24 protein-coding genes and 2 pseudogenes are annotated in these 20119 nt (G+C 34.5%); 20 read left to right on the top strand and 6 right to left on the bottom strand.

What is annotated here, in order from left to right:
* Positions 1 to 425 precede the first annotated feature (425 nt).
* Positions 426 to 881, top strand: coding sequence for a DUF600 domain-containing protein (locus ACQKIH_RS08610; protein WP_427765064.1), 456 nt, complete (start codon positions 426 to 428; stop codon positions 879 to 881).
* Between the two features lie 252 nt (positions 882 to 1133).
* Positions 1134 to 1583 carry a DinB family protein gene (locus ACQKIH_RS08605; protein ID WP_427765061.1) on the top strand — a complete coding sequence of 150 codons (450 nt, stop codon included), beginning with the start codon at positions 1134 to 1136 and terminating at the stop codon, positions 1581 to 1583.
* A gap of 383 nt (positions 1584 to 1966) precedes the next feature.
* On the opposite strand, the gene ACQKIH_RS08600 is transcribed toward ACQKIH_RS08605, so the two are convergent.
* Positions 1967 to 2140, bottom strand: a complete 174-nt coding sequence (locus ACQKIH_RS08600) for a hypothetical protein (RefSeq protein ID WP_427765058.1) — start codon at positions 2138 to 2140, stop codon at positions 1967 to 1969.
* Positions 2141 to 2493: 353 nt separating this feature from the next.
* Between ACQKIH_RS08600 and ACQKIH_RS08595 the strand changes: the two are divergent.
* A pseudogene (locus ACQKIH_RS08595) lies at positions 2494 to 2588 on the top strand (uridine kinase); the annotation flags it as partial.
* A gap of 14 nt (positions 2589 to 2602) precedes the next feature.
* Positions 2603 to 2869, top strand: a complete 267-nt coding sequence (locus ACQKIH_RS08590; protein ID WP_427765056.1) for a hypothetical protein — start codon at positions 2603 to 2605, stop codon at positions 2867 to 2869.
* A gap of 236 nt (positions 2870 to 3105) precedes the next feature.
* On the opposite strand, the gene ACQKIH_RS08585 is transcribed toward ACQKIH_RS08590, so the two are convergent.
* Positions 3106 to 3843, bottom strand: a complete 738-nt coding sequence (locus tag ACQKIH_RS08585; RefSeq protein ID WP_427765053.1) for a sulfite exporter TauE/SafE family protein — start codon at positions 3841 to 3843, stop codon at positions 3106 to 3108.
* Positions 3844 to 4224: 381 nt separating this feature from the next.
* Between ACQKIH_RS08585 and ACQKIH_RS08580 the strand changes: the two genes are divergently transcribed.
* The 9 genes from ACQKIH_RS08580 (at position 4225) to ACQKIH_RS08540 (ending at position 8896) form a co-directional block, all read left to right on the top strand.
* Positions 4225 to 4488, top strand: coding sequence for a DUF1871 family protein (locus ACQKIH_RS08580; protein ID WP_427765051.1), 264 nt, complete (start codon positions 4225 to 4227; stop codon positions 4486 to 4488).
* A gap of 515 nt (positions 4489 to 5003) precedes the next feature.
* Positions 5004 to 5237, top strand: a complete 234-nt coding sequence (locus tag ACQKIH_RS08575; protein ID WP_427765049.1) for a hypothetical protein — start codon at positions 5004 to 5006, stop codon at positions 5235 to 5237.
* 75 nt (positions 5238 to 5312) lie between these two features.
* Entirely contained in the window at positions 5313 to 5624 is a 312-nt protein-coding gene (locus tag ACQKIH_RS08570) for a YjcQ family protein (protein ID WP_427765046.1), read from the top strand.
* Between the two features lie 120 nt (positions 5625 to 5744).
* Positions 5745 to 5867, top strand: a complete 123-nt coding sequence (locus tag ACQKIH_RS08565) for a hypothetical protein (protein ID WP_427765043.1) — start codon at positions 5745 to 5747, stop codon at positions 5865 to 5867.
* A gap of 106 nt (positions 5868 to 5973) precedes the next feature.
* Entirely contained in the window at positions 5974 to 6498 is a 525-nt protein-coding gene (locus tag ACQKIH_RS08560) for a GNAT family N-acetyltransferase (RefSeq protein ID WP_427765041.1), read from the top strand.
* Positions 6499 to 7233: 735 nt separating this feature from the next.
* Complete coding sequence (locus ACQKIH_RS08555; RefSeq protein WP_427765038.1) at positions 7234 to 7533, top strand: DUF2089 family protein; 300 nt, start codon at positions 7234 to 7236, stop codon at positions 7531 to 7533.
* Positions 7533 to 7820: a hypothetical protein gene (locus ACQKIH_RS08550; protein ID WP_427765036.1), complete on the top strand. Its 288-nt coding sequence runs from the start codon at positions 7533 to 7535 to the stop codon at positions 7818 to 7820. Before ACQKIH_RS08555 ends, ACQKIH_RS08550 begins: the two co-directional genes overlap by 1 nt.
* A gap of 63 nt (positions 7821 to 7883) precedes the next feature.
* Positions 7884 to 8498 (top strand): stage II sporulation protein M, encoded by a 615-nt coding sequence (locus ACQKIH_RS08545; RefSeq protein ID WP_427765034.1) that lies wholly within the window; start codon positions 7884 to 7886, stop codon positions 8496 to 8498.
* 173 nt (positions 8499 to 8671) lie between these two features.
* Positions 8672 to 8896: a DUF3953 domain-containing protein gene (locus tag ACQKIH_RS08540; protein ID WP_427765031.1), complete on the top strand. Its 225-nt coding sequence runs from the start codon at positions 8672 to 8674 to the stop codon at positions 8894 to 8896.
* Between the two features lie 431 nt (positions 8897 to 9327).
* Here the strand turns inward: ACQKIH_RS08540 and ACQKIH_RS08535 are convergent, their stop codons facing one another.
* The gene (locus ACQKIH_RS08535; protein ID WP_057990167.1) at positions 9328 to 10221 is read right to left on the bottom strand and encodes a LysR family transcriptional regulator; all 894 of its coding nucleotides are present in this window, start codon (positions 10219 to 10221) and stop codon (positions 9328 to 9330) included.
* Positions 10222 to 10356: 135 nt separating this feature from the next.
* Here ACQKIH_RS08535 and ACQKIH_RS08530 point away from each other — a divergent pair, with 135 nt between their 5' ends.
* The 4 genes from ACQKIH_RS08530 to ACQKIH_RS08515 all read left to right on the top strand — a co-directional run bounded on the left by ACQKIH_RS08530 (position 10357) and on the right by ACQKIH_RS08515 (position 14245).
* Complete coding sequence (locus ACQKIH_RS08530) at positions 10357 to 11367, top strand: alpha/beta fold hydrolase (protein WP_099424230.1); 1011 nt, start codon at positions 10357 to 10359, stop codon at positions 11365 to 11367.
* Between the two features lie 147 nt (positions 11368 to 11514).
* Positions 11515 to 12684, top strand: coding sequence for an MFS transporter (locus ACQKIH_RS08525; protein WP_427765028.1), 1170 nt, complete (start codon positions 11515 to 11517; stop codon positions 12682 to 12684).
* A 409-nt stretch (positions 12685 to 13093) separates the two neighbouring features.
* Positions 13094 to 13564 carry a peptide-methionine (S)-S-oxide reductase gene (locus tag ACQKIH_RS08520; RefSeq protein ID WP_427765025.1) on the top strand — a complete coding sequence of 157 codons (471 nt, stop codon included), beginning with the start codon at positions 13094 to 13096 and terminating at the stop codon, positions 13562 to 13564.
* Positions 13565 to 13807: 243 nt separating this feature from the next.
* Positions 13808 to 14245, top strand: coding sequence for a DUF3997 domain-containing protein (locus ACQKIH_RS08515; protein ID WP_427765023.1), 438 nt, complete (start codon positions 13808 to 13810; stop codon positions 14243 to 14245).
* A 527-nt stretch (positions 14246 to 14772) separates the two neighbouring features.
* Here ACQKIH_RS08515 and ACQKIH_RS08510 read toward each other — a convergent pair.
* From ACQKIH_RS08510 to ACQKIH_RS08500, 3 genes and pseudogenes are all read right to left on the bottom strand, one after another.
* On the bottom strand, positions 14773 to 15012 hold the full coding sequence (locus tag ACQKIH_RS08510; protein WP_427765020.1) for a hypothetical protein: 240 nt from the start codon (positions 15010 to 15012) through the stop codon (positions 14773 to 14775).
* A gap of 491 nt (positions 15013 to 15503) precedes the next feature.
* Positions 15504 to 17858, bottom strand: coding sequence for a M13-type metalloendopeptidase (locus ACQKIH_RS08505; protein ID WP_427765018.1), 2355 nt, complete (start codon positions 17856 to 17858; stop codon positions 15504 to 15506).
* Between the two features lie 291 nt (positions 17859 to 18149).
* Positions 18150 to 18341 (bottom strand): annotated as a pseudogene (locus ACQKIH_RS08500) (DDE-type integrase/transposase/recombinase); the annotation flags it as partial.
* Positions 18342 to 18626: 285 nt separating this feature from the next.
* Here ACQKIH_RS08500 and ACQKIH_RS08495 point away from each other — a divergent pair.
* The 3 genes from ACQKIH_RS08495 to ACQKIH_RS08485 all read left to right on the top strand — a co-directional run bounded on the left by ACQKIH_RS08495 (position 18627) and on the right by ACQKIH_RS08485 (position 19944).
* Positions 18627 to 18932 (top strand): hypothetical protein, encoded by a 306-nt coding sequence (locus ACQKIH_RS08495; RefSeq protein ID WP_057990210.1) that lies wholly within the window; start codon positions 18627 to 18629, stop codon positions 18930 to 18932.
* The gene (locus ACQKIH_RS08490) at positions 18933 to 19124 is read left to right on the top strand and encodes a helix-turn-helix transcriptional regulator (RefSeq protein ID WP_427765015.1); all 192 of its coding nucleotides are present in this window, start codon (positions 18933 to 18935) and stop codon (positions 19122 to 19124) included.
* Between the two features lie 322 nt (positions 19125 to 19446).
* A complete protein-coding gene (locus ACQKIH_RS08485) occupies positions 19447 to 19944 on the top strand; it encodes a hypothetical protein (protein WP_427765012.1) in 498 nt (165 codons plus the stop codon).
* Positions 19945 to 20119: the final 175 nt, after the last annotated feature.

Below are 20119 nucleotides of genomic sequence, written 5' to 3'. Positions count from 1 at the left end.
ATAATTGGAGAAAAGGAGCAATCCTTGGTTTTTACACTTATATGCTGCTATTATTTGTAAATTATATTTACTTTTTTATATCTAGAAGTGAGCCTTTTACTTCAGTTGTAATTTTTTGGACTGGATTGTTAGTAGCTTTTGGGTACGAGTTTATCTTAAATTTAAAGTCTAAGATGAAAGCAAAGAAATGAACTAATAGTGATACAACAAATAAGTCATACTTGTACTTATTGAAGGAACGGGGGCTTTAGTGAAAGCCCGTTGAGCCGATTAAGCGGCTCTTTTTTCTTATTCAACTAATGCAGCAGGTTAGCTGAATAAGGATTTTGAGTGATGGTATATAAATATTTAATTACGACAGGTTGGTATTTTGTGTGAAATATAAAGAGTGATAGTGATAATTAGTTCTAGGAGTGAGGTGTAGTATGAAAGAATTTGAAGATAGATTTAGTGAATTGCAAGCAGATATGATATCAATATGTATGGAATATGTTGAAGATAGAGCGGATAAAGTGTTTGTTTATGCTTCATGTGAAGAAGGAGTTATTTCGAGCAGTTTCTTTTATTTAATTAATAATAAGTATGTAGAATGTCACAAAGTGAATGATGCATTGCAGGATGGGGATGAAAGGTATGATGTGTCTCCAAAACGAATGCTTATGGTATTGCACATAATAAATGAAGATATCGAAAAAACCAAGGAATTGTGCGAAGAATATGAGAGAGATATGCCAACTGAGATGAAATTAATATACGATGTTAAGAATGGTAACTTCAAAACTGAATATAAGTATGAATTAGTCTATACGCATGATGAGATTAAAACGGCCGATCATATTGCAGATGAGTGGTTTGAAGAGATAAAAAATAATAATCTTTAAATTGTTTACACTTAAAATTATTCAAAATATTTATGAACACTTAACGAGTTTGTTAAATATTACACTTAAACTAACGGGGGCTTTAGTGCAACAAGGATTTCATATAGTCCCCAAACGACGGTTTAGAAACTTTTTGCTTCAACTAGAACGGAAATTTAAGTAGAGGAAGTATCCTTTTATTCCTCTTGATAAATGGTGTGAAATGGTAACATTTAGTTAGGGGAAACTTTATCATTGGGGGTGTGATTCGTATTGAAAACGATCCAAAAGATGTATGAACATTTAAATTGGGCTAATAAACGTATTCTTGAAACATTGCAAAGTATCGAAGGAGAAATTCATGATGAAGTCCGTTTATTTTCTCATTTACTACTTGCAGAAAAAGTATGGATAACAAGATTACACGGATTGGACAGTTCACTACTGCCCATTTGGTTAGAGGGAAATATAAATATTTGTGCAGAACTTGTTAGGCAAAATGAAGAAAGTTTAACAACGTTTATTTCTAATGTAACAAATGCTGACCTAGATAAATTAATTGTTTACACAAATAGTAAAGGAACAGAGTTTAAAAATTCTGTACACGATATTTTAACTCATGTAGCATTGCATGGACAGTACCATCGAGGACAAATTAACTCTAGACTTCGGATAGATAGTTTTGAGCCCGTTAATATTGATTTTATTACATTTGTGAGATAAATGTGCCCAAACATCGCTTTAGAGACGTTTTATGATAGCATTTTAGTATGAGGTGATTGATTTTGAACAAATGGTCAGTTTTCACTTTTCTTGGTTGAATAAAGGTTATGTCTGGGATAAATTTAATTACTAAATGCTGTTCAAAAGAAATTGCACTGGATCTTATTTTGAATAAAATCTTGCATATACAGAGGAATCCTTAACGTTATAAATCAACAACATAGCCTTTTTCTGTATTGAACTAACGTAGAAGCTTACTGGAACAAGTGATATGAAAAATTAATTCTTTTTTATGTCGCATTTGACACAAAATGCGTAACTATTCATACAACAATAATGGAAAAAAAGAACTGTCCCACAAGGAACAGTTTATTAATAAAAGTTTATTTGACAGCTTTAAAAAGAGCTTTTCCCTTGTTGTAGACAAATCTTTCCCATTTAGCTAACAACCCGTTTCCATTCTCGCCACGCTCTAATTCTAATGCGTGATTTTTATGGAAATCTAATACATGTTTATTATGATCTTTTTTCCCTTGGTGCAAAGGATTAGGTTTCATTTGTTCAACCTCCTTTACAATTAGTTTCTTAATTATATGGTTAGGTTGGATAAATTAAAAGTAATTTATATCTAGTCTATTAAAAATAGAAATTGTTTGCGATTACAAAGAGGTTAGAATAAGGCATAGTACAACCAAAATTTGCAGTAGAAGTAAAAACGCCGCTTCTAATAACGGTGCAGGTTAGTTTAGTAAGTAAAGGTTTTTATATGACAAATAGAGAACTATCAAAAATAGTGAATTACAGAAGGTGGTGAATTAAGGTGAATTTTAAAATAATAAAAGTTCAATCTAGTTCTTTCAAAAAATTAGCAGATGGTATAAATGAAATTTCTAAATAGCAATCTACACTCATGATTGGGATAGACGGTTGTGGAGATTCTGGAAAAGTACATTAGCTAATAAAATAAAAGAAGAATTTTCTAAGGTAACGATTGTTCATATGGATTATTAGAAAAAAGTATGGATGCTGATTTCCTAATACCAGTTGGATGTCCAAACGGTATGATTCAAGTTTACAAAGGGAAAGTTAAAGACACAAATGATAAAAGAAGGACTTTTTTCGAAGATTTTCTAAAATTACAACCAGAAAAAACAATTAAAACAAAATATAAAACCGATAATGATAGTCAAAATAATAAGTCATACTTACTCTTATATGTTATTGCGAGTATTTTAGTTGGTAAAGCAGTAATATTCCTACTTTATCGCTATAAAAGAAAAAAATAATTTTTACTAACGGAGTACTTTAGCAGAACAAGGCTGCCTTTAGGGTAGCTTTTTCATATTAAGCTAACGGGGCAGGATAGTTTAAGTACAAGTTGAATAGAATTTTAATTTTTTTATTAGAACCCCAATAAATGTTATCTTAAATCAAGGAAGAGGCGTCGATCCAAAAGTGAGATGGACGTCTTATTTGTCTGGTTAGAATTGTAGTTCAATTAGAATCTTCAAAAAAGATACTTTCAAAAAATAAAGTAATCTACAATCATTTGTACGATTAAAAGAACTGTTACTAATCTAAGAAGTGGTTTTACATGTTCCGTTTTTAATTTACGAGCTAATCTTACTCCGAACTGTGCACCAACAATGGATCCAAGCATTAATGCTATGGTAAGTGGCCAGAAAATTTTACCCGTTGATATGTAAGTGATGGCAGAACCAAAGCAACTTGCAAAAACCCCAACTCTTGCTAAGCCAATTGCTCGGATATAGGCAATTTTTTGGCTTGCATATAAATACATCGCAAGTGTACTGCTTCCTGGCCCAAACATTCCGTCATACATTCCTATACCAATTAGTGCAGTTCCTGATTTTTTACTTGCATGAAACTGTTCAGTTCCATCAAAATTACCTGTATTCATGAAAGAAGTTACAAATGCAAAGCTTAATAAAATGATTGCAATAAGCGTTAGGGTACTTCCGCTTAAAAAGGAAGCAATGAGTCCACCTAAAATACCTCCTCCAAGACAAAACATTAGGACTGATAATGCTTCTTTTGTGGAAACTTCTTTTCTCTTTAATATGACAAGAAAGCTTGAGAGTGAACTGACAGTATTGGAAACCTTGTTTGCACCGATTGCTGAATGTACGGGTAACCCCATAAGTAACATAGTGGGTAAGCTAATCAGTCCCCCTCCTCCGACCAATGTACCTACTACATTACCTATAATTCCAATCATAAAAAAGATGACAAATTCCATTGAACAACCTACTTTCAAAATTGCATCATAGATTCAGTTTACCACGTATAATCTTTGGTATGAACTCTAAATGAAACAACTTTAAAAATTCGATGAATGGAACGATGAGGTAGGAGAATTTGAATTAATGATAAGTAAATGATATGGAACATAATTTTCGATATTGTGTTTTAATTCAACTAAAGGTTACCGTTTTTTTTTAATAACAATCTTCAACAATAGGGCGCGATTGTTGAATAAGCGTCTCTGTTCTTATTCAACTAACGGGGGCTTTACTTCAAGAAGGAGTAAAGCCTTTTTTCTTATTAAACTAAAGGAACAGCTTACTTTAATAAGGATATAGAATTTAACAATAAAATACTATTTAAAAAGAGGAGTAATATGAACAAATTCGTAATAGTAAAAGAAGTCATTAATGAGTGGGATCCAATTGATTTATTGCCACATGCTCCAGATGACGAGTATGAATCAGAAATAAGAGATATTGTAAAATCCTTAACAACTGTAAAGTCGGTTGGTGAATTAGCGGTAGTGATAAACGAAGTCTTTATTAAATGGTTTGGTAAAAATTCTGTACTTACAGAAGAATTCTCAATAAAAAAATGTCATCCCATAGCATTAAAAATTTGGGGAAAAATAACTTAGTGCTTTGTTCAACTAACGGGGGCTTTAGTTGAATAAGGATTGCTGATGTAGCCTTTTAATTAAGATTGATAATTTACAACAAAGTTCGATAATATATAATAAAGATTGATTACAATCATCTCCCCTCTAGAAATTTTTTAGTTGGGAGATGATTTTTTGAATTATGCTATTAAAAGATATTGAGTTATTGGGAGTTAGAAGATGAAAAATAAAAAAAAAGAAAAGCAGGATGGTTTTTTTTAAGAAATTCTAAGTCAGCTTGGGGGCTATATCTTAATAGAAATCGTTTGGAACATTATTTGGAACACCATACTATTCATTCCAAGAATGGTAATTCGCCTAATAAAGAGTATTTGGTGAAGAGTTAGTGAAAATAGCGCTACCGGGGGCTTTAGTGAAAGTCCGTTGAGCTGCTTAAGCGGCTCTTTTTTCTTCTTCAACTAACGCAGCAGATTAGTTGAACAAGAATAGTGTTACTATTAATTGAGACTAATACCATATTTAGGGGGGGGAGGATGAATAAAAAGAAAGGTATGCAAAAATTCTATATTGTATTTATTTCTTTTGGAATATTAATGTTACTTTTTTTAATGCAAGACTCAAAAACCCTTGAAAGAATAGCAGTGTTTATACCTATTATTGCGGTAACTACTTTTTGGCTCTGGGTAAACTTTGGAGAGAAAAAAGTGATAAATAAATTTCGGTTGTCGAATATTCAACTAACGGGGGCTGTACTTGAAGATCATTGAGTTGCATAAGTAGCACTTTTTTCTTTATTGAACTAACGCAGCAGTATAGTTAAAGATTTTTTTAGGGGGGAGAACGTGGATAAGGAAAAATTGATGTACAGTATACTGTTTGAAATAAATAATGGGAGAATCCCTAATCATATAGATTATAATTTAGAATTGTTTATGTGGGCTGAAATTTTAGACACTATTGAATATTATGGGTACTTGAAGGGTGTCATCATTTCTTACTTTGAGGATGATGAGTGGTATGATGAAACTGTTCACTCGGTTGTACTTAACTCAGCACATCTTACTAATGTAGGTTTAGAATTCTTAGAAAAAAACATCGTCTGGAATAAAACATATAGTGGCATTGCTAATGTGAATGAATGGTTAGAAATTTAAATGCCCCTTGTTCAACTAACTGGGGCTTTACTTGAAGCTCATTGAGTTGCTTATGCAGCTCTTTTATTCTTTATTAAACTAACGAAGCAGTTTAGTGCAACAAGGAGTACCTTCAGAATTATGGGGATTTACAACGCTAAGTTAAGAAATGTAACCAAACGACGCTTTGAGGACATTTTCATTATTCAACAATCGATCCATTTTACGGAACAAGGGTTAGAAATCACAGGGAAAAAGAGTTAGTATGGCTGAATATTTATATACCTGGTTTTGATAATTATGGGAATTATAGTTATAATGTTTTAGGCTAGGTATTGAAGTAGCTTGTCTAAGGAGAGGAGATAAAAAGATGATTGAATTACGAAAAATAGACGGGGATAACATAGATGAAGTAATAGCGCTTGATGTTGAAGAAAACCAGAAAGATTTTATATTAGAAACTACTAACCTAAGATGCTTCGCAGACGCTCATATGTTGAACGCAGATGGTATACCAGCGACCCCACTAGCCATTTATGCTGATGAAACTATGGTTGGTTTTTTGATGTATATTTACGATACGATGGATCATGAATCATTTGAAAATGAAGTTTTTTATGGCAAGAAGAGTTATTTTATTTGGCATAATATGATTGATAAAAGCTACCAAGGAAAAGGATATGGCAAGCTTGCCTTTGAAAAAATGTTGATGGATATTGAAGCGATGCCTTATGGGGAAGCAGAATATGCAGCCCTCTTTTATCACACAAGTAATCTCACAGCTAAAACATTATACGCTTCATTTGGTTTTTCAGAAACGGGCATCGTTCAGGATAATTCGATGTTGGCGATTAAAAATCTAGATGGGAAAATAACAGAATCCTTAGTTGAATAGGATATCTCAGCAAGTAATGTAAGCTATCACGGCTTGACCCATAATAAACACAAATATCCAAAAGAAACACCGATTTTGTTTGCTCTGTTCTAGCAAAAATATAATATTTCCGTAATCAGGCACGATTATCTAAGAAACGTTTTTAAGTTATTAAATTCAAAATTACTTTAGTTTATTAAAGATTTACAAAATAAACCTAATAAACGTTCCAAAATGCAAGTTTTGGGACGAAATAAAACACTTAAAACATTGTCATACCAATGTTTTAAGTGTTTTTCTGTATTTCATTCATATACTCCATTTTATGCACTATTGTTTGAACTAAGATACAACAAGGCTTTCAATGCTGTTCAAAAGAAATTCCACTGGATCTTATTTTGAATAAAATCTTGCATATACAGCGGATTTCTTAACGTTATAAATCAACCTTTTCCTATAACATAGCCTTTGTCTTTATTAAACTAACGGGGGCTTTAGTGAAAGATCGTTGAGTTGCTTATGTAGCTCATTTTTTATTGAACTAAAGGAGCAGGTTAGCGAAAGGATAGCTTATATACAAACCACGAAATGTTTATAACACTTAAAAATATACTTGAGTATATATAAGAGTCCAGTAGAGCAACTGGATTCTTTTTGTTTTAATAAAAATAAACATAAATAATATTAAAAATAACTTTAATTTTATTTATGTTTATGTTAAAGTTATTTTTATAAAAGTAAAAGGGGAACGGTGCTATGGATATTAACAATATTCCAAACTGGATTTTAGCTTTGGAAAATGAGGATTTAGAGTTTGTTAAAAACTTAGTGATTCATTCAGGTTCTTTAAAAGAAATAGCTAAAGTATATGAGGTATCATACCCAACGGTAAGACTTAAACTCGATCGATTAATCGATAAAATAAAAATGAATGATACTGTGGAAAACCAAGAATTCATTAAATTTATAAAGAGTTTGTCGATTGATGATCGAATAAGTGTAGAAGATGCAAAATTAATTATTGAAAAATATAAACAAGAAAGGAATGAGAAGTAATGGACTTTAGTTTTTACAGAGTTTTCATTATTGCAGGTGTTTTAGCTGTTCAATTCTTCTTATCTACTAGAAACAATAAATATTGGGGAGCATTTTTACCAGTAGCCTATATTGTGTTTCTAACATGGATGTTAATAACAAATCATATTGATAGTGCTATTAGCTATTTCCTAATTCTATTATTAGGGTTACTTTTTCTTATTGCAGAATGGAGTGGTGGACGAAAGTATCTTATTGAGAAACGAAAAAAGGAATTAGAAAAAATGAAAATTCATGATATGAGATAGAAAAGTACTAAAGTTCTTCACATTGTATTAAAGCAAATGAGGGGAGTAGGATTCGAAATTATGATGTACACCAAGACAGAAATATTCAATCAAGTGGTCTTTAAAAGAGCTATTAAATTTATCACATTTTCTGCCGCTATAACAATGATTGCAACAATTATAACCTATATTATTAATCCGGATATAAAAGGAGTAGTACTGGGGTTGGAGGAGAGTTCATCAATCCAGATAAAAGAATCCACAGGCATTGATAGAGTATGGTCTTATGTAATCAATAACGGTTTTGCAGTACCATTGCAAATGTTGATCCTCGCCCTTATACCTATTCAATTTATATATATGCTAAATGTTATTTCAACTACTTCTTTACTCGGAGTTTTTTTTGGAATTGCTTTACTGATTGATGAAAAAGGATTTGAGCTCATAATTGCTTCGATTCCACATGCTGTTTTTGAGATTTTTGCATATTGCTTATTTGCTGCAGTTCTCTTTGAATTAAATCAAGTTATTAGAGTGAAAATTAGAAATAAATTTAAGAAAGACAAAGAAGGAAATTCTTTTATTAATAAATTTGTAAGGACAATAATAGTTTACGCAGTTTTTGTTTTACCAATAATCATCGCAGCCGCATTTCTGGAAACTTACATAGCTGACATTATACTCGACTTATTTCAATAATTAAGTTCTCTTAGAGGATTAGCAGTTTTAAATTAACTTGCTAATAGGGGGAGCGTCAGAAAAATGCGAATTTACAACGTTAAGCGAAGAAAAGCCCCCAAACCAAGCTTTGGGGGCATTTTTTTCTTCAACTAACGGGGCAGATTAGTTCAATAATTCAAGGGGGAATTGAGTTGAAAATTATTAAAATAATTCTTGCTTTAGTTGTAATTGCAATTTCAGCATACGGCATAATCACAAATGATTTTTTATATGGTCCAATATCATCTATATTGCTTGGAATTTTTCTTGCAATTATAGGAATAGAGGAATTTAAAAATAAAGGTAAAAATAGTTGGGGAATGTTTTTTATACCAGTATCTTTATTAGTTATTGTGGTGGCTCTATTTAGTTTCTAATTAAATTTAGGGCGAGATTCTCAACTAATTCAGTCTTAAGTTCTAAATAAATAACCAATTCTATTAAAGTTTGTGAAATAATGTACTTAAACTAACGGGGGCTTTAGTTGAACGAGACTCAATAGAAAGATCAATCATTTTTGTAAAAGTCTCTTACTTAGTTAGAAAGATATCTATTTTGAACAATCATTTTTCAAAATGGAGTTATGTATTTGTTGTTAAATATAGGTTGAAGGAAACTTTTAAATCAATCCTTATACTAAAGTTACACTTCGGTAGTAATGCAAATAAAAATAGCATTCCAATTAGCAAATTAATTGGAATGCTATCTCTAATCTTCATCTATAGTTTTTATCTTGTGGTGCAACTTTTTCACTTAATATCTCAAGCCTAGTATTATAGTTGCTTATTCATGACAACCAGTTTTTCCATTACGTATGAATCTGGAAGTTCTCCCTGGTCAAATTCAAAAATGCTTCAATGGCTGGGGAAATCCATTTCTCTTCATGCCAAAACATTTGGGTAGCAAAGGATATGGCAGTCAAATCCCACGGCAGTGAAACCAGCTCTCCCCGATTCAGCTCTGCCGCTACGGCCATTTCAGGCAATATAGCAACTCCCATCCCTATTTTTGCACATTGCTTAATCGCCTCTGCACTGCTAAACTCCAATTCTGTAATGCCTCCCATGGACTTCTGAGAAAGGCTCCGCTCAAAAAACATTCGATATGAGCAGCCCTGCTCTGTAAGTAGGAAAGTCTCGCCATCAAAATCCTCAATCGTCAAAGTAGTTTTCAAAGCTAACGAGTGCTCAGGTGAGACCAATAGATGAAAGGGCTCATCAAGCACCTTTTCTCCGCAAATTCCCGCCTCTCCCTTAATCTCATCTAACATAAAAATAATGTCCGCGTTGCCTTCCCGCAAGTTCTGCTTTAGGTTCGGCTCAGTGAGAGGACGAAACATCAATCGAACCCCTGGGAAACGTAAACGAAATCGGCGAAGTACAGCCGGAAGTCGGTACGTACACAAGGTTTCATCCGCACTTATGGTCAGAGTACCGGTCATTTCGCCAGATTGCTTGACTGCATGCTGCGCTTCTTCTAGTTCACTCAAGATGTGATCCACATAGCCCAGAAAACTTCTACCCGCATCGGTCAGAACCACCTTTTTCCCAAGTCGGTCCACCAGTTTGACTCCAAGTTCATCCTCCAATGATTTCATCTGCATCGTAACTGTTGAGGGAACGTAGTTTTGCACTTCTGCTGCGCGGCTAAAGTTGAGTGTAGAAGCAAGGGTATGAAACGTTTTGAGTTGACGCAATTCCATACTAAAAAACCTCCAATAGTTCAAAAAAAATGAACATTCAATTCAAAAATGTTTCTTTGACTTAACAATAACATCGCCGTAAAGTTATGACAAGAAAGACATTTATGTCTTTGATTATGGAGAGGAGATTTTGATATGAAAGATTATGAACTGTTTGAACTGGGCGATGTGTCGCTCCAATCGGGTGACACCCTACCCAATGCCATTTTAGCGTACAAAACATACGGTAAGTTGAATGAGGCCAAAAATAATGTGATCGTTTATCCTACCTGGTTTGCAGGACTACATACCGATAACGAATGGTTAATCGGAACTGGTAAGGCACTGGATCCGGAAAAGTATTTTATCATTGTACCCAATATGCTGGGAAACGGGTTGTCATCTTCACCAAGTAATACACCACCGCCATATCATCAGGCACATTTTCCACACATCTCTATTTATGACAATGTGCGAATACAGCATCAACTAGTTACGAAGAAATTTGGCATTACAAAAATCGCCCTCGTTGTCGGTTGGTCACTTGGCGCAGTTCAGACCTTTCAGTGGGGGACTAGTTATCCCGATATGGTCGAGCGAATCGCTCCATTCGGAGGAACTGCTAAAACCCGACCTCATGCAAAGGTAGTATTCGAGGGAATGATTGCTGCTCTTCAAGCGGATGCTGGCTGGAAAGATGGTTATTACAAAGAGCAACCGAGGGTTGGATTGGCGGCCATGGGACGAGTTTATGCAGCTTGGGGCTTCTCTCAGGCTTATTATTTGGAACAGCTTTACCAGCAAGAGGGCTTTGCCAACTTGGAAGAGTATCTCGTAGATTACTGGGATCAAGTGTTTTTCAGCTTTGACGCCAATAACTTAATCACCATGCTACGTACTGGTATCACCGGGGATATTAGTGCAAACCCGGTTTACAACGGCAACTTCGAGCTTGCATTAAGCAGAATTACAGCAAGGGCTCTGGTCATGCCTGGAAGCACAGACCTGTTCTTTCCTCCACAAGACAACGAATATGAAACACGACATATGCCAAACGCCACTTTCCTCCCTATTGAATCTAACTGGGGACATTGCGCGGGCATCGGACAGCATAAACAGGATTCGGAATGTATAGATGAACGTCTCAAGCAGTTCTTGCTTGAATGATGGATAAAGCACTTACCTTATTGATTGGAGGTGAACCTTTGTTCCAATTTAAAGAATTTGCTCGCTTAAGCAAGTTTTCATTAAAAACATTGCTCTATAATGACCAGATTGACATGTTAAAGCCGATAAGAGGAGGGACGATGCGAATTGAAAAACAACACTATTATCTATATTATGGCTCTTGCAGTTTTTTTAATTGGGACCGTTGAATACATTATCACAGGAATAATTGAAATGATTGCCGTGGATTTGGGTGTGTCTACATCTAAAATTGGACTATTGGTAACTGTATTTGCCCTTGCAGCAGCCATTGTCGCTCCGATTCTTATCGCCTTAACAATTAATGTGGATCGTAAGAAGCTATTATTAATTACCCTGGGTATTTTTATAGCGAGTAACGGACTGATGTTTATAAGTCCTTCTTATGAAACCGTTTTTTTAGTACGAATTGTTCAGGGAGCTAGCGGAGGAATCGCTACAGTGGTAGCCATGGCAGTAGCCACTCGACTGGTTGAAAAAGAAAGAAGGGGTCGTGCTATCGGTATTATTTTGATGGGTCTTAGCAGTTCGCTTGTGCTAGGTGTTCCGATTGGCACCTTTTTTAGTGAGATCTTTGGCTGGAGAGTTTTGTTTATTTTGATTGGACTATTATGCATTTTCCCATTCCTGGTTGTTCACAAAAAAGTTCCGGTAATCAAGGAAGAAGAACCAGTTAGCCTAGGCATGCAGCTCTCAATTTTAAAAGATTCAAGGATTCTGACTGCACTAGCTATCACATTATTTTATATCGCCGGTTATTCAACGCTATTCACTTATATTACACCTTTCTTGCATGCTACATCCTCACTTTCCATAGCGGAAATAAGCGGCATTCTATTCCTTGCAGGAATTTGCAGCTTTGTTGGCTCAAGAATAGGCGGACAATTGGCAGATATAAAAGGATCAAAATTTACAATTTGTTTTGGACTCCTTTTACAAGGAGCAATGCTTACTTTACTTGCTCTTTCTGGTACTAATCTCTTGTTCTTGATAGTGATTTTCATGATTTTCATGTTGGCAACCTGGAGCATATCTCCTGCCCAACAGCTATATCTAGTCACTTTGGTACCTCGGTATCCGGATATCGCGTTGAGTGTGAATACATCCTTCATACAATTTGGCTTTGCATTAGGTTCTGGATTGGGTGGACTTATCATCAGCAGTGCATCTATTTTGTATTTAAATTGGGTAGGTCTCGGTGCAGTGTGTATCGCACTCCTTCTAGCCATTTTGCTATTCACAAGAATGAACAATGTTATGTTAATTAAAGAAAAATAAAATAGAATAATGTAGCTTTATAAAAAAGAATGATGATTTATAATTAAGATAGATAGTTTGTAATAAAGTCTGAATAAAATCATCTCTTCTCTAAAGATTTCTTAGGGTGAGATGATTTTTTTATTTGGATATTTACAATAATTGCGATATAAAGATTGTGGAGAGATGTACTTAAAATAACGGGGTGCTTTAGCAGAACAAGGCTGCCTTTAGGGTAGCAGTTTCTTTTTTAACTAACGAGGCAGTTTAGTTGAAGAGCGTTATTTGACTTGTGTTCAACAATCGAGCCATAATGTGGAATAACAAAATTTGTCATTATTTTAATGTGTAGTAGACTAAACAATTACATTTTTTTCTCCTAGTTGCTTGGAATGAATTTTATATTTTTTAAACAAAGAGGTGAGTCAATATGGAAGTAGTATATTTTGCAGGTGGATGTTTATGGGGAGTACAAGCTTTTATAAAAACTTTACCTGGTGTTAAGTTTACAGAAGCAGGAAGAGCTAATGGAACAAGTCATACACTTGAGGGTGATTATGATCGGTACGCCGAATGTGTAAAAACAGGATTTGATCCAACAGTTGTAACAATCAAGGAATTAATGGGATATTTTTTTGAAATCATTGATCCTTACAGTTTGAATAAACAAGGACAGGATGTTGGCGAGAAATACAGAACAGGCGTATATAGTGAAAAGCCTGAACATTTAAAAGAGGCGAAGGCGTTTCTTGGTGAGAGAAATGATTATGACCTTATAGTTGTTGAAGTATTGCCTCTTACAAACTATATGAGAAGTGCAGAAGAACATCAAGATAGGTTAGCTAGGTGTCCAAATGATTATTGTCATATTCCAGAAGAAATATTAAGTAGGTATAAGTAAGGGAGATTATTATAAGATGGTTTATGGAATCTACAGTTTTCAGAAATGCTTTACCATATAATAAGGGGAACAGAACTGTTTAATCATTTTCAACGATTGGGCTCGATTATTTAATTAGCGTCTCGGTTCTTATTAAACTAACGGGGGCTTTAGCGTAACCAGGCTGCCTTTAGAGTAGCTTTTTCTTATTGGACTAACGGGGCAGTTTAGTGAAACAGCAATATTTGTAAATGAGGTGGTTAATTGTTTAATAAACACATTTTTCGCTATTTAGTAATGGTGTTTATTTCCTTGATAATGTTAACAGGTTGTGCGGGATTGGCAGATTATAGCTTAGACCTCCCTGGAAATTATTCTATTGTAAGAACTTCTGCTCACCAAGTAAAGGTAGCACCAAAAATTAGTGAATCGCATTGGGGGAGTGATGTTATTCCAACAAAAGTCACCGAGGTGGCTTGGGATGACAACTATATTATTGCAAAGCAACTTGGTTTAGTAAACGACCCGAAAAGTAGTAATGGCTATCAAATTCCCAATAATGACGATGTACATTTTTGGATATTAGAGATTAAAAGTGGAGAGGTATTTGGACCTCTTGATGAAGTTAATTTTGTAGAAAAAAAGAATGAGTTTGATATTTCAGAGAGTGTGATTCTAAAGAAAATTGAAGACTTGAAATAGCTGATGTTTTTTTCACTAACGGGGGCTTTAGCTAAACAAGACCATCATTTCGATGGTCTATTTTTACGCCTAAATCATCAAGTAGGCTTCGGTGATCCATTGTGAAACGTTACACTTAAACTAACGGGGCAGTTTACTTGAAGAAGGTACCATAGTATTTGGTAAAGAAACGGAATTACATTCAGGTGTAGTAGGATGGCTAAAGTGCATTAATAGAACTGTAAGGATGCAGGTAATATTTTGGAGGGAAAAAATGAAGTTCTTCAGAAAAATGTCTAAATTTGAACAAAATAATTCGAGAAAAGGGGCAATCCTTTGTTTTTACACGTATATGCTGCTATTATTTTTAAATTATATTTACTTTTTCATATTTGGAAGTGAGCCTTTTACTTCAGTTGTAATTTTTTAGACTGGATTGTTAGTAGCTTTTGGATACGAGTTTATTTTAAATTTAAAGTCTAAGATGAAAGCAAAAAAAATGAGCTAATAGTGATACAACTAATAAGTCATACTTTTTCTTATTGAAACTATGAAGAAGTATAGTTGAATAAAAATGTATCTTTCTTCGTAGACACGTTTTGCATGTTCATTAGTAGGCTCATAAGAAAGTGTGATGGTGTTTGAAGGTGATCCTCTTTCATAATCCTAATAACCTCTATCATAAGTTCAACCGCCTTCAATCCAAATCCTTTTCCTTGGTGATTTTGAACAATCATCATGTGATAATTCCAATTCTCATGGACTTCTTCATCAATCCCATAGATCATTTCCTCGTCTAGAAAGATTCCTTTTGCATAGAATTTTTCAAGAAAATTTAACTGAGCTAGATATACTGCATTTGATGAGACAAACCTTGCTTGAACTTCCCGGACACGTAAATAGCCTTTAGGGAATTGTTTGTAGTAATAATTTTTAAATGAAACATTTTTTTCTTCCCCTTACTAAATAACAATTAAAAGATAGTAAAGTAAAAAAATAACACATTAAACTTACTTATTGGATGAACAAAACTCAATAAGATATTTAGGTTTGGAGAGCCGAAAATTCAAATGTTGAAGACTCCTAAGAAGAAGCAAGTGAGAAGATAACTAAACTATTTTGAGTGCTGAAAAAAAGTAAAACCCAAGAATTCGGTAAATTACCATTCTTGGGCTTTTTATTTTGGTGTATATACTCTTAAAAGGACTTCCTAGACAGCCCCTTTGCCTTTATACACTGATGTAAGAGCTATCGCAAATAGCTCTATCTGCTCTTATTTTTACCAGATGGAAACTCGGTCCTCAGGAGCTACATACATGCCATCTCCAAGCTTAATTCCATAGGTATCATAGAATTGCTGGAAGTTCACAATCGTGCGGTTTACCCTAATTTTATTGGCTGAATGTACATCGTTTTTGCTTAGATTCGCTGCAAATTCTTTTGTAGTTGTGGATTTCCACATTTCTGCATTGCTTTCGAAATAAGCTTTATAATCCGGATTGCTCATTTTGGATATAACTTGCAGTGAAGCGGCCATTCCACCTAAATCAGCGACATTCTCACTTAGTGTAAGCTGACCGTCGTTTGACACACCCGGAATAATCTCAATTTCATTATAGAATTCAATTAGTTCCTGGTTTTTCTCTTTAAATTTCTTAAAGTCTGATTCTGTCCACCAGTTATTTGCATTTCCATTTTCGTCGTATGCAGATCCGTTGTTATCAAATGCATGGCTGATTTCATGGCCAATGATCATGCCAATGGCCCCATAGTTTTCTTCAGGTTTAGCGTCAATATCATAGAAAGGTGCTTGGAGAATACCGGCAGGGAACGTAATTTCGTTATTAAGAGGATTGTAGAAAGCATTTACGGTATATACGCTCGTAATCCATTCCGTTCTATCAACCGGTTTTCCTAGCTTGGCTTTCGTGTTATCAATGTATGCTTTGGTTACTGTGAAGGTATTAGTGAACAGTGAACCGCCTTCGTCATATGTCTTGATAGCTACTTTATCTAATGTCGTATCCCATTTATCTGGGTAACCGATCTTAACTATCATCGTATCCAGCTTTTTAATTGCTTTCGCTTTTGTTGCTTCTGACATCCAATCAAGAGATTTGATTCTTTCCTCATACGTAACAATTAACTTCTCTACCATTTGCTCAACATCTTTTTTAGCTTTTGGTGAAAAATGTTTCTCGGCAAACATTTGCTCCAAATATCCACCCATTGTGCCAGTTGTCATGGCTACTGCTATTTCCTGATCTGTTTTTTCTCCTGCAACGCCGTATAACGTTGCGGCAAATTCATTAGCCGCATCTCCGAATTCATCTAACAGCAAACCGCCTGTTGCCATAAGCAGTTTCACTTTGGAGTAAGCTTTAAGCACGTTGATATTAGCTTCAGTCAAGAGTTCCGTGCCTTTTTGCGTCAGCTTCACATCGAATACGATTACTTTATCAGCACTGTCGACTTTCATCGATTTCAAGACTTGTTTCATATCTACTGTTTTGAACATGTTATCGAATTGTTCGATTGTATACGGATTATAGTATTTATTGACATCGCCTTGTTCATGAGGTTCAAGCGATACGGAAGCTAAGCTTTTCTCCATCTCGTAAACTTTTTCGGCAAGTGTTTTCGCAGCAGACTTTTCCTCGCCCGATACCACAAGAAGTCTGGTCATATATTGAATATAGGCTTTTTTCGCTTTCGAGTCTTCCGTTACAAAGCTGTTCTTATCCAGACCAGTAGCTAATCCTGTGTAATACAAAGTATTTTCACTGCTGTTCTTTGCATCGTTCATGATTGCAAAGCTGAATAAAGAGCTTATACCCAATTCTTTCTCTAGGGTAAGATCTGCTTGAATGAGTTCATCAACCGTTTTAGCCCCGTCTATTGCCTTTACATATTTTTGAATGGGCTCAATCCCTTGTTTATTTCTATTTTTGGTATCCAATGCTGTCGAATAGAAGTCGGCAATTTTCTGTTCTTTTGTTCCTTCTGCGAATTGTTTGCCAGCGAGCTCTTCTATTATTTTTTCTATTTTATCGTTATTTTGCTTTTGCAGCTCTGGAAATCCGCCGCCCATGATTTCTCCTGCTGGAATTGTCGATTTATTTAACCATTCCTTATTGATTGCTTCATAAAAATCGTCATTTAAATGGGAGCCTGCAAGCGTCCACATTCTGTCGATTATGTTTTGGAACTCATCAATCGTAATATTGTCATTTACGCCTAATGTGCCATCAGGTTTGGCTGTCAGTACGCCTGCTTTTGCCAGTTTATCGATATCTTTCTTAGCCCAACCAGGTACATCGGTAAATTCAACGCCAAATGTTCCACTGCGCAGATCATTTCCTACAGGCTCTGGTAATTCGCCGAAAGCCCTGCTCAACATGACTAAAGCTTCAACCTTCTTAGCTGGCTCATTCTCTCTTAAATCTCCGTTTTTAGAGCCTTGCATTACGGCTTCTTTATTAATTCCTTGTTGATATGCGTCTGCTGCCATCAACAAGGCTTTAACGATTTCTCCTCTTGTGGCTGGTGGCGACGTTTCATCGGCATACACCGATAAGCTAACGGATAGGACCATTATTATGGTCATTAGTAAGGATAAGAACTTCTTTTTCATCTTCGTGCTCCTCTAAAGTTTATTTGTATAAATAAAGATAAATGAATAGAATTTAGCATTTCTACCATTTATATACCATTATAATTTATTTATTTCAGTTTGAAAATATATAAGGGGCTTTTTCACTTTCAAGAGAGCATTATTTAGGATTCTGGTGCAAATACAATTTGTTAGAAACATAGCATCTCATTACGCTTCATATCTGTGGATTATGATACTATGCCAAATAACCTATGTTTGAATTCAATCTCATTTTTGGAGATTTCACCTCTTGATAAAACGAACTCACTACTTGATAATGCCGTAATCTTGTTCCACTATATTGTTTTGGTACTTCTGTTGTCTGATTTGCATACCATCGGGTATACTTTTCACCATTTTTAACTGCTCAATTGTAATAGGATAAGCAGGATTCTTCTCGACTGTGATGACACGTGGCTTAGAAACATGATTAGACCGCAAAGTTCTCTTAAAAAGTCCTTTGCAGCCAGTTTATCTCTTTGATAAAAGTAACTTCTTAGTTAAACTAAAGGGGGCTTTAGTGCAACAAGTATTTAGAAAATTTTCCCAAATGACGCTTTGGGTGCATTTTCCCATTCAACTAACGGGCCATATTGTTGAAATAAAACGAAAATGAGTCCTTTTAAGAGTGTTCATTTTTACGGAAATATGTAAAGAGTATTTGACATTTGTTCGTACGGTTATATAATAATAATAATAAGTGTCAAATGTTCTTTACATTTGGGGATGAAAGGACTGAGTTAAAGTATGGATTGGATGATTTTAATTGCGTTTTTGGGATTTCTAGCTATCTGTTTAATTTTGATTATAATTACGCTCGTATCATTAACAAGGTTGGGTGATGAGAGAAAAAAATTCATTAAAATGAAAGCCCAGTCTTACACATTTATAGTTATAATCGGTTATCTAATAATAGAAATTGGGGAAAATATATACAAAACTATTTGGGGTAACGGCTCTTATGCACAAATAAGTCCATTTAGCCTTCTCGTAACAATTTCAGGTGTATATCTAATTTCATTATTCTTTTCCAAAAAGAAATATGGTGGTTAAATGAATAATCATATTAAGGAATTAAGAAGGTTAGCTAAATTATCCCAAGAAGAACTTGCTAAACTCTGTAAGGTTTCCAGACAAACAATAAATGCGATTGAAAATGATAAATATGATCCTACTTTACAATTAGCATTTAACATAGCGAGCATATTAGAAACTACGGTAGATAGGCTATTTATAAATAAATGAAAAGAGCAACAATCGGGTGCAATTGTTTAATAAGCTTCAATTTTCTTCTTCAACTAACGGGGGCTTTACTTGAAGATCATTGAGTTCCATATGCAGCTCTTTTTTCTTTATTGAACTCCTATGAAAGAACGTCATAAACTTTCATTCTCTGTGGTGTAGCGCGGGTTTTCCGCTACATGTATGGCTAACGGGGGCTTTAGCAGAATAAGGCTGCCTTTGGGGTAGCTTTATGTTATTGAACTAACGGAGCAGTTTAGTCAATCTTGAAAATAAAGTATCAATAAAGAACCTTTATTGTTAAAATTTAGGTGAGGTGAAAATCATGAAAACTAAAACTTTATTGATTGTAATAATAACGATAGGTGTTATAGCAATTCTCGGGATAATCTATTTTAGTATTTCTTTTAATAAAACTGATAAACAAGAACAATTATATCAAGAAGAAGATATTTCTATGTTTAGACATAAAGACTTTTTCATAAAAAAAGAAGCAAAAGATAAATACTCTTTTAAAGAGCTAATAATTCCAAATGGAGAAGCGTTTTTAATGAAATACAATAACAATCCCCTAACCTTAAAAAAAGGTGATGTTGTTTCTTTAAAGTTAGATTTTGATATACTCGAAGACGAAGACAGTAATGTTCATTTTGTTTTTGGATACTATTTAAATGATAAATTTTATCAAGTTTTCTTTGACCGAATTTCAAATAAATTAGATGCTTCATTTGAAATTCCGAATGATGGGGAATTCACCATATGTTTAGTTGGCGCCAGCGCAGGCATTTTAACTATTACAGACGGTTTTATTTCAATAAAATAGCTTAGGAGTAATAAATACCAAATCCTTCTTAAACTAACGGGGGCTTTAGTGCAACAAGGATTTCAAATGGCCCCCAAACGTGAACTGCACCCCAATTGTTAGACACAACTAACAAGGAGGTGCAGTTTTCTATGTCTAAAATTAGTGCAGAAGAAAAATTAGCTGCGGTTCAAAG

Source organism: Solibacillus cecembensis (assembly GCF_050272495.1).
Lineage (GTDB): Bacteria > Bacillota > Bacilli > Bacillales_A > Planococcaceae > Solibacillus > Solibacillus cecembensis.
This window is presented reverse-complemented; position numbering and strand designations above follow the sequence as displayed.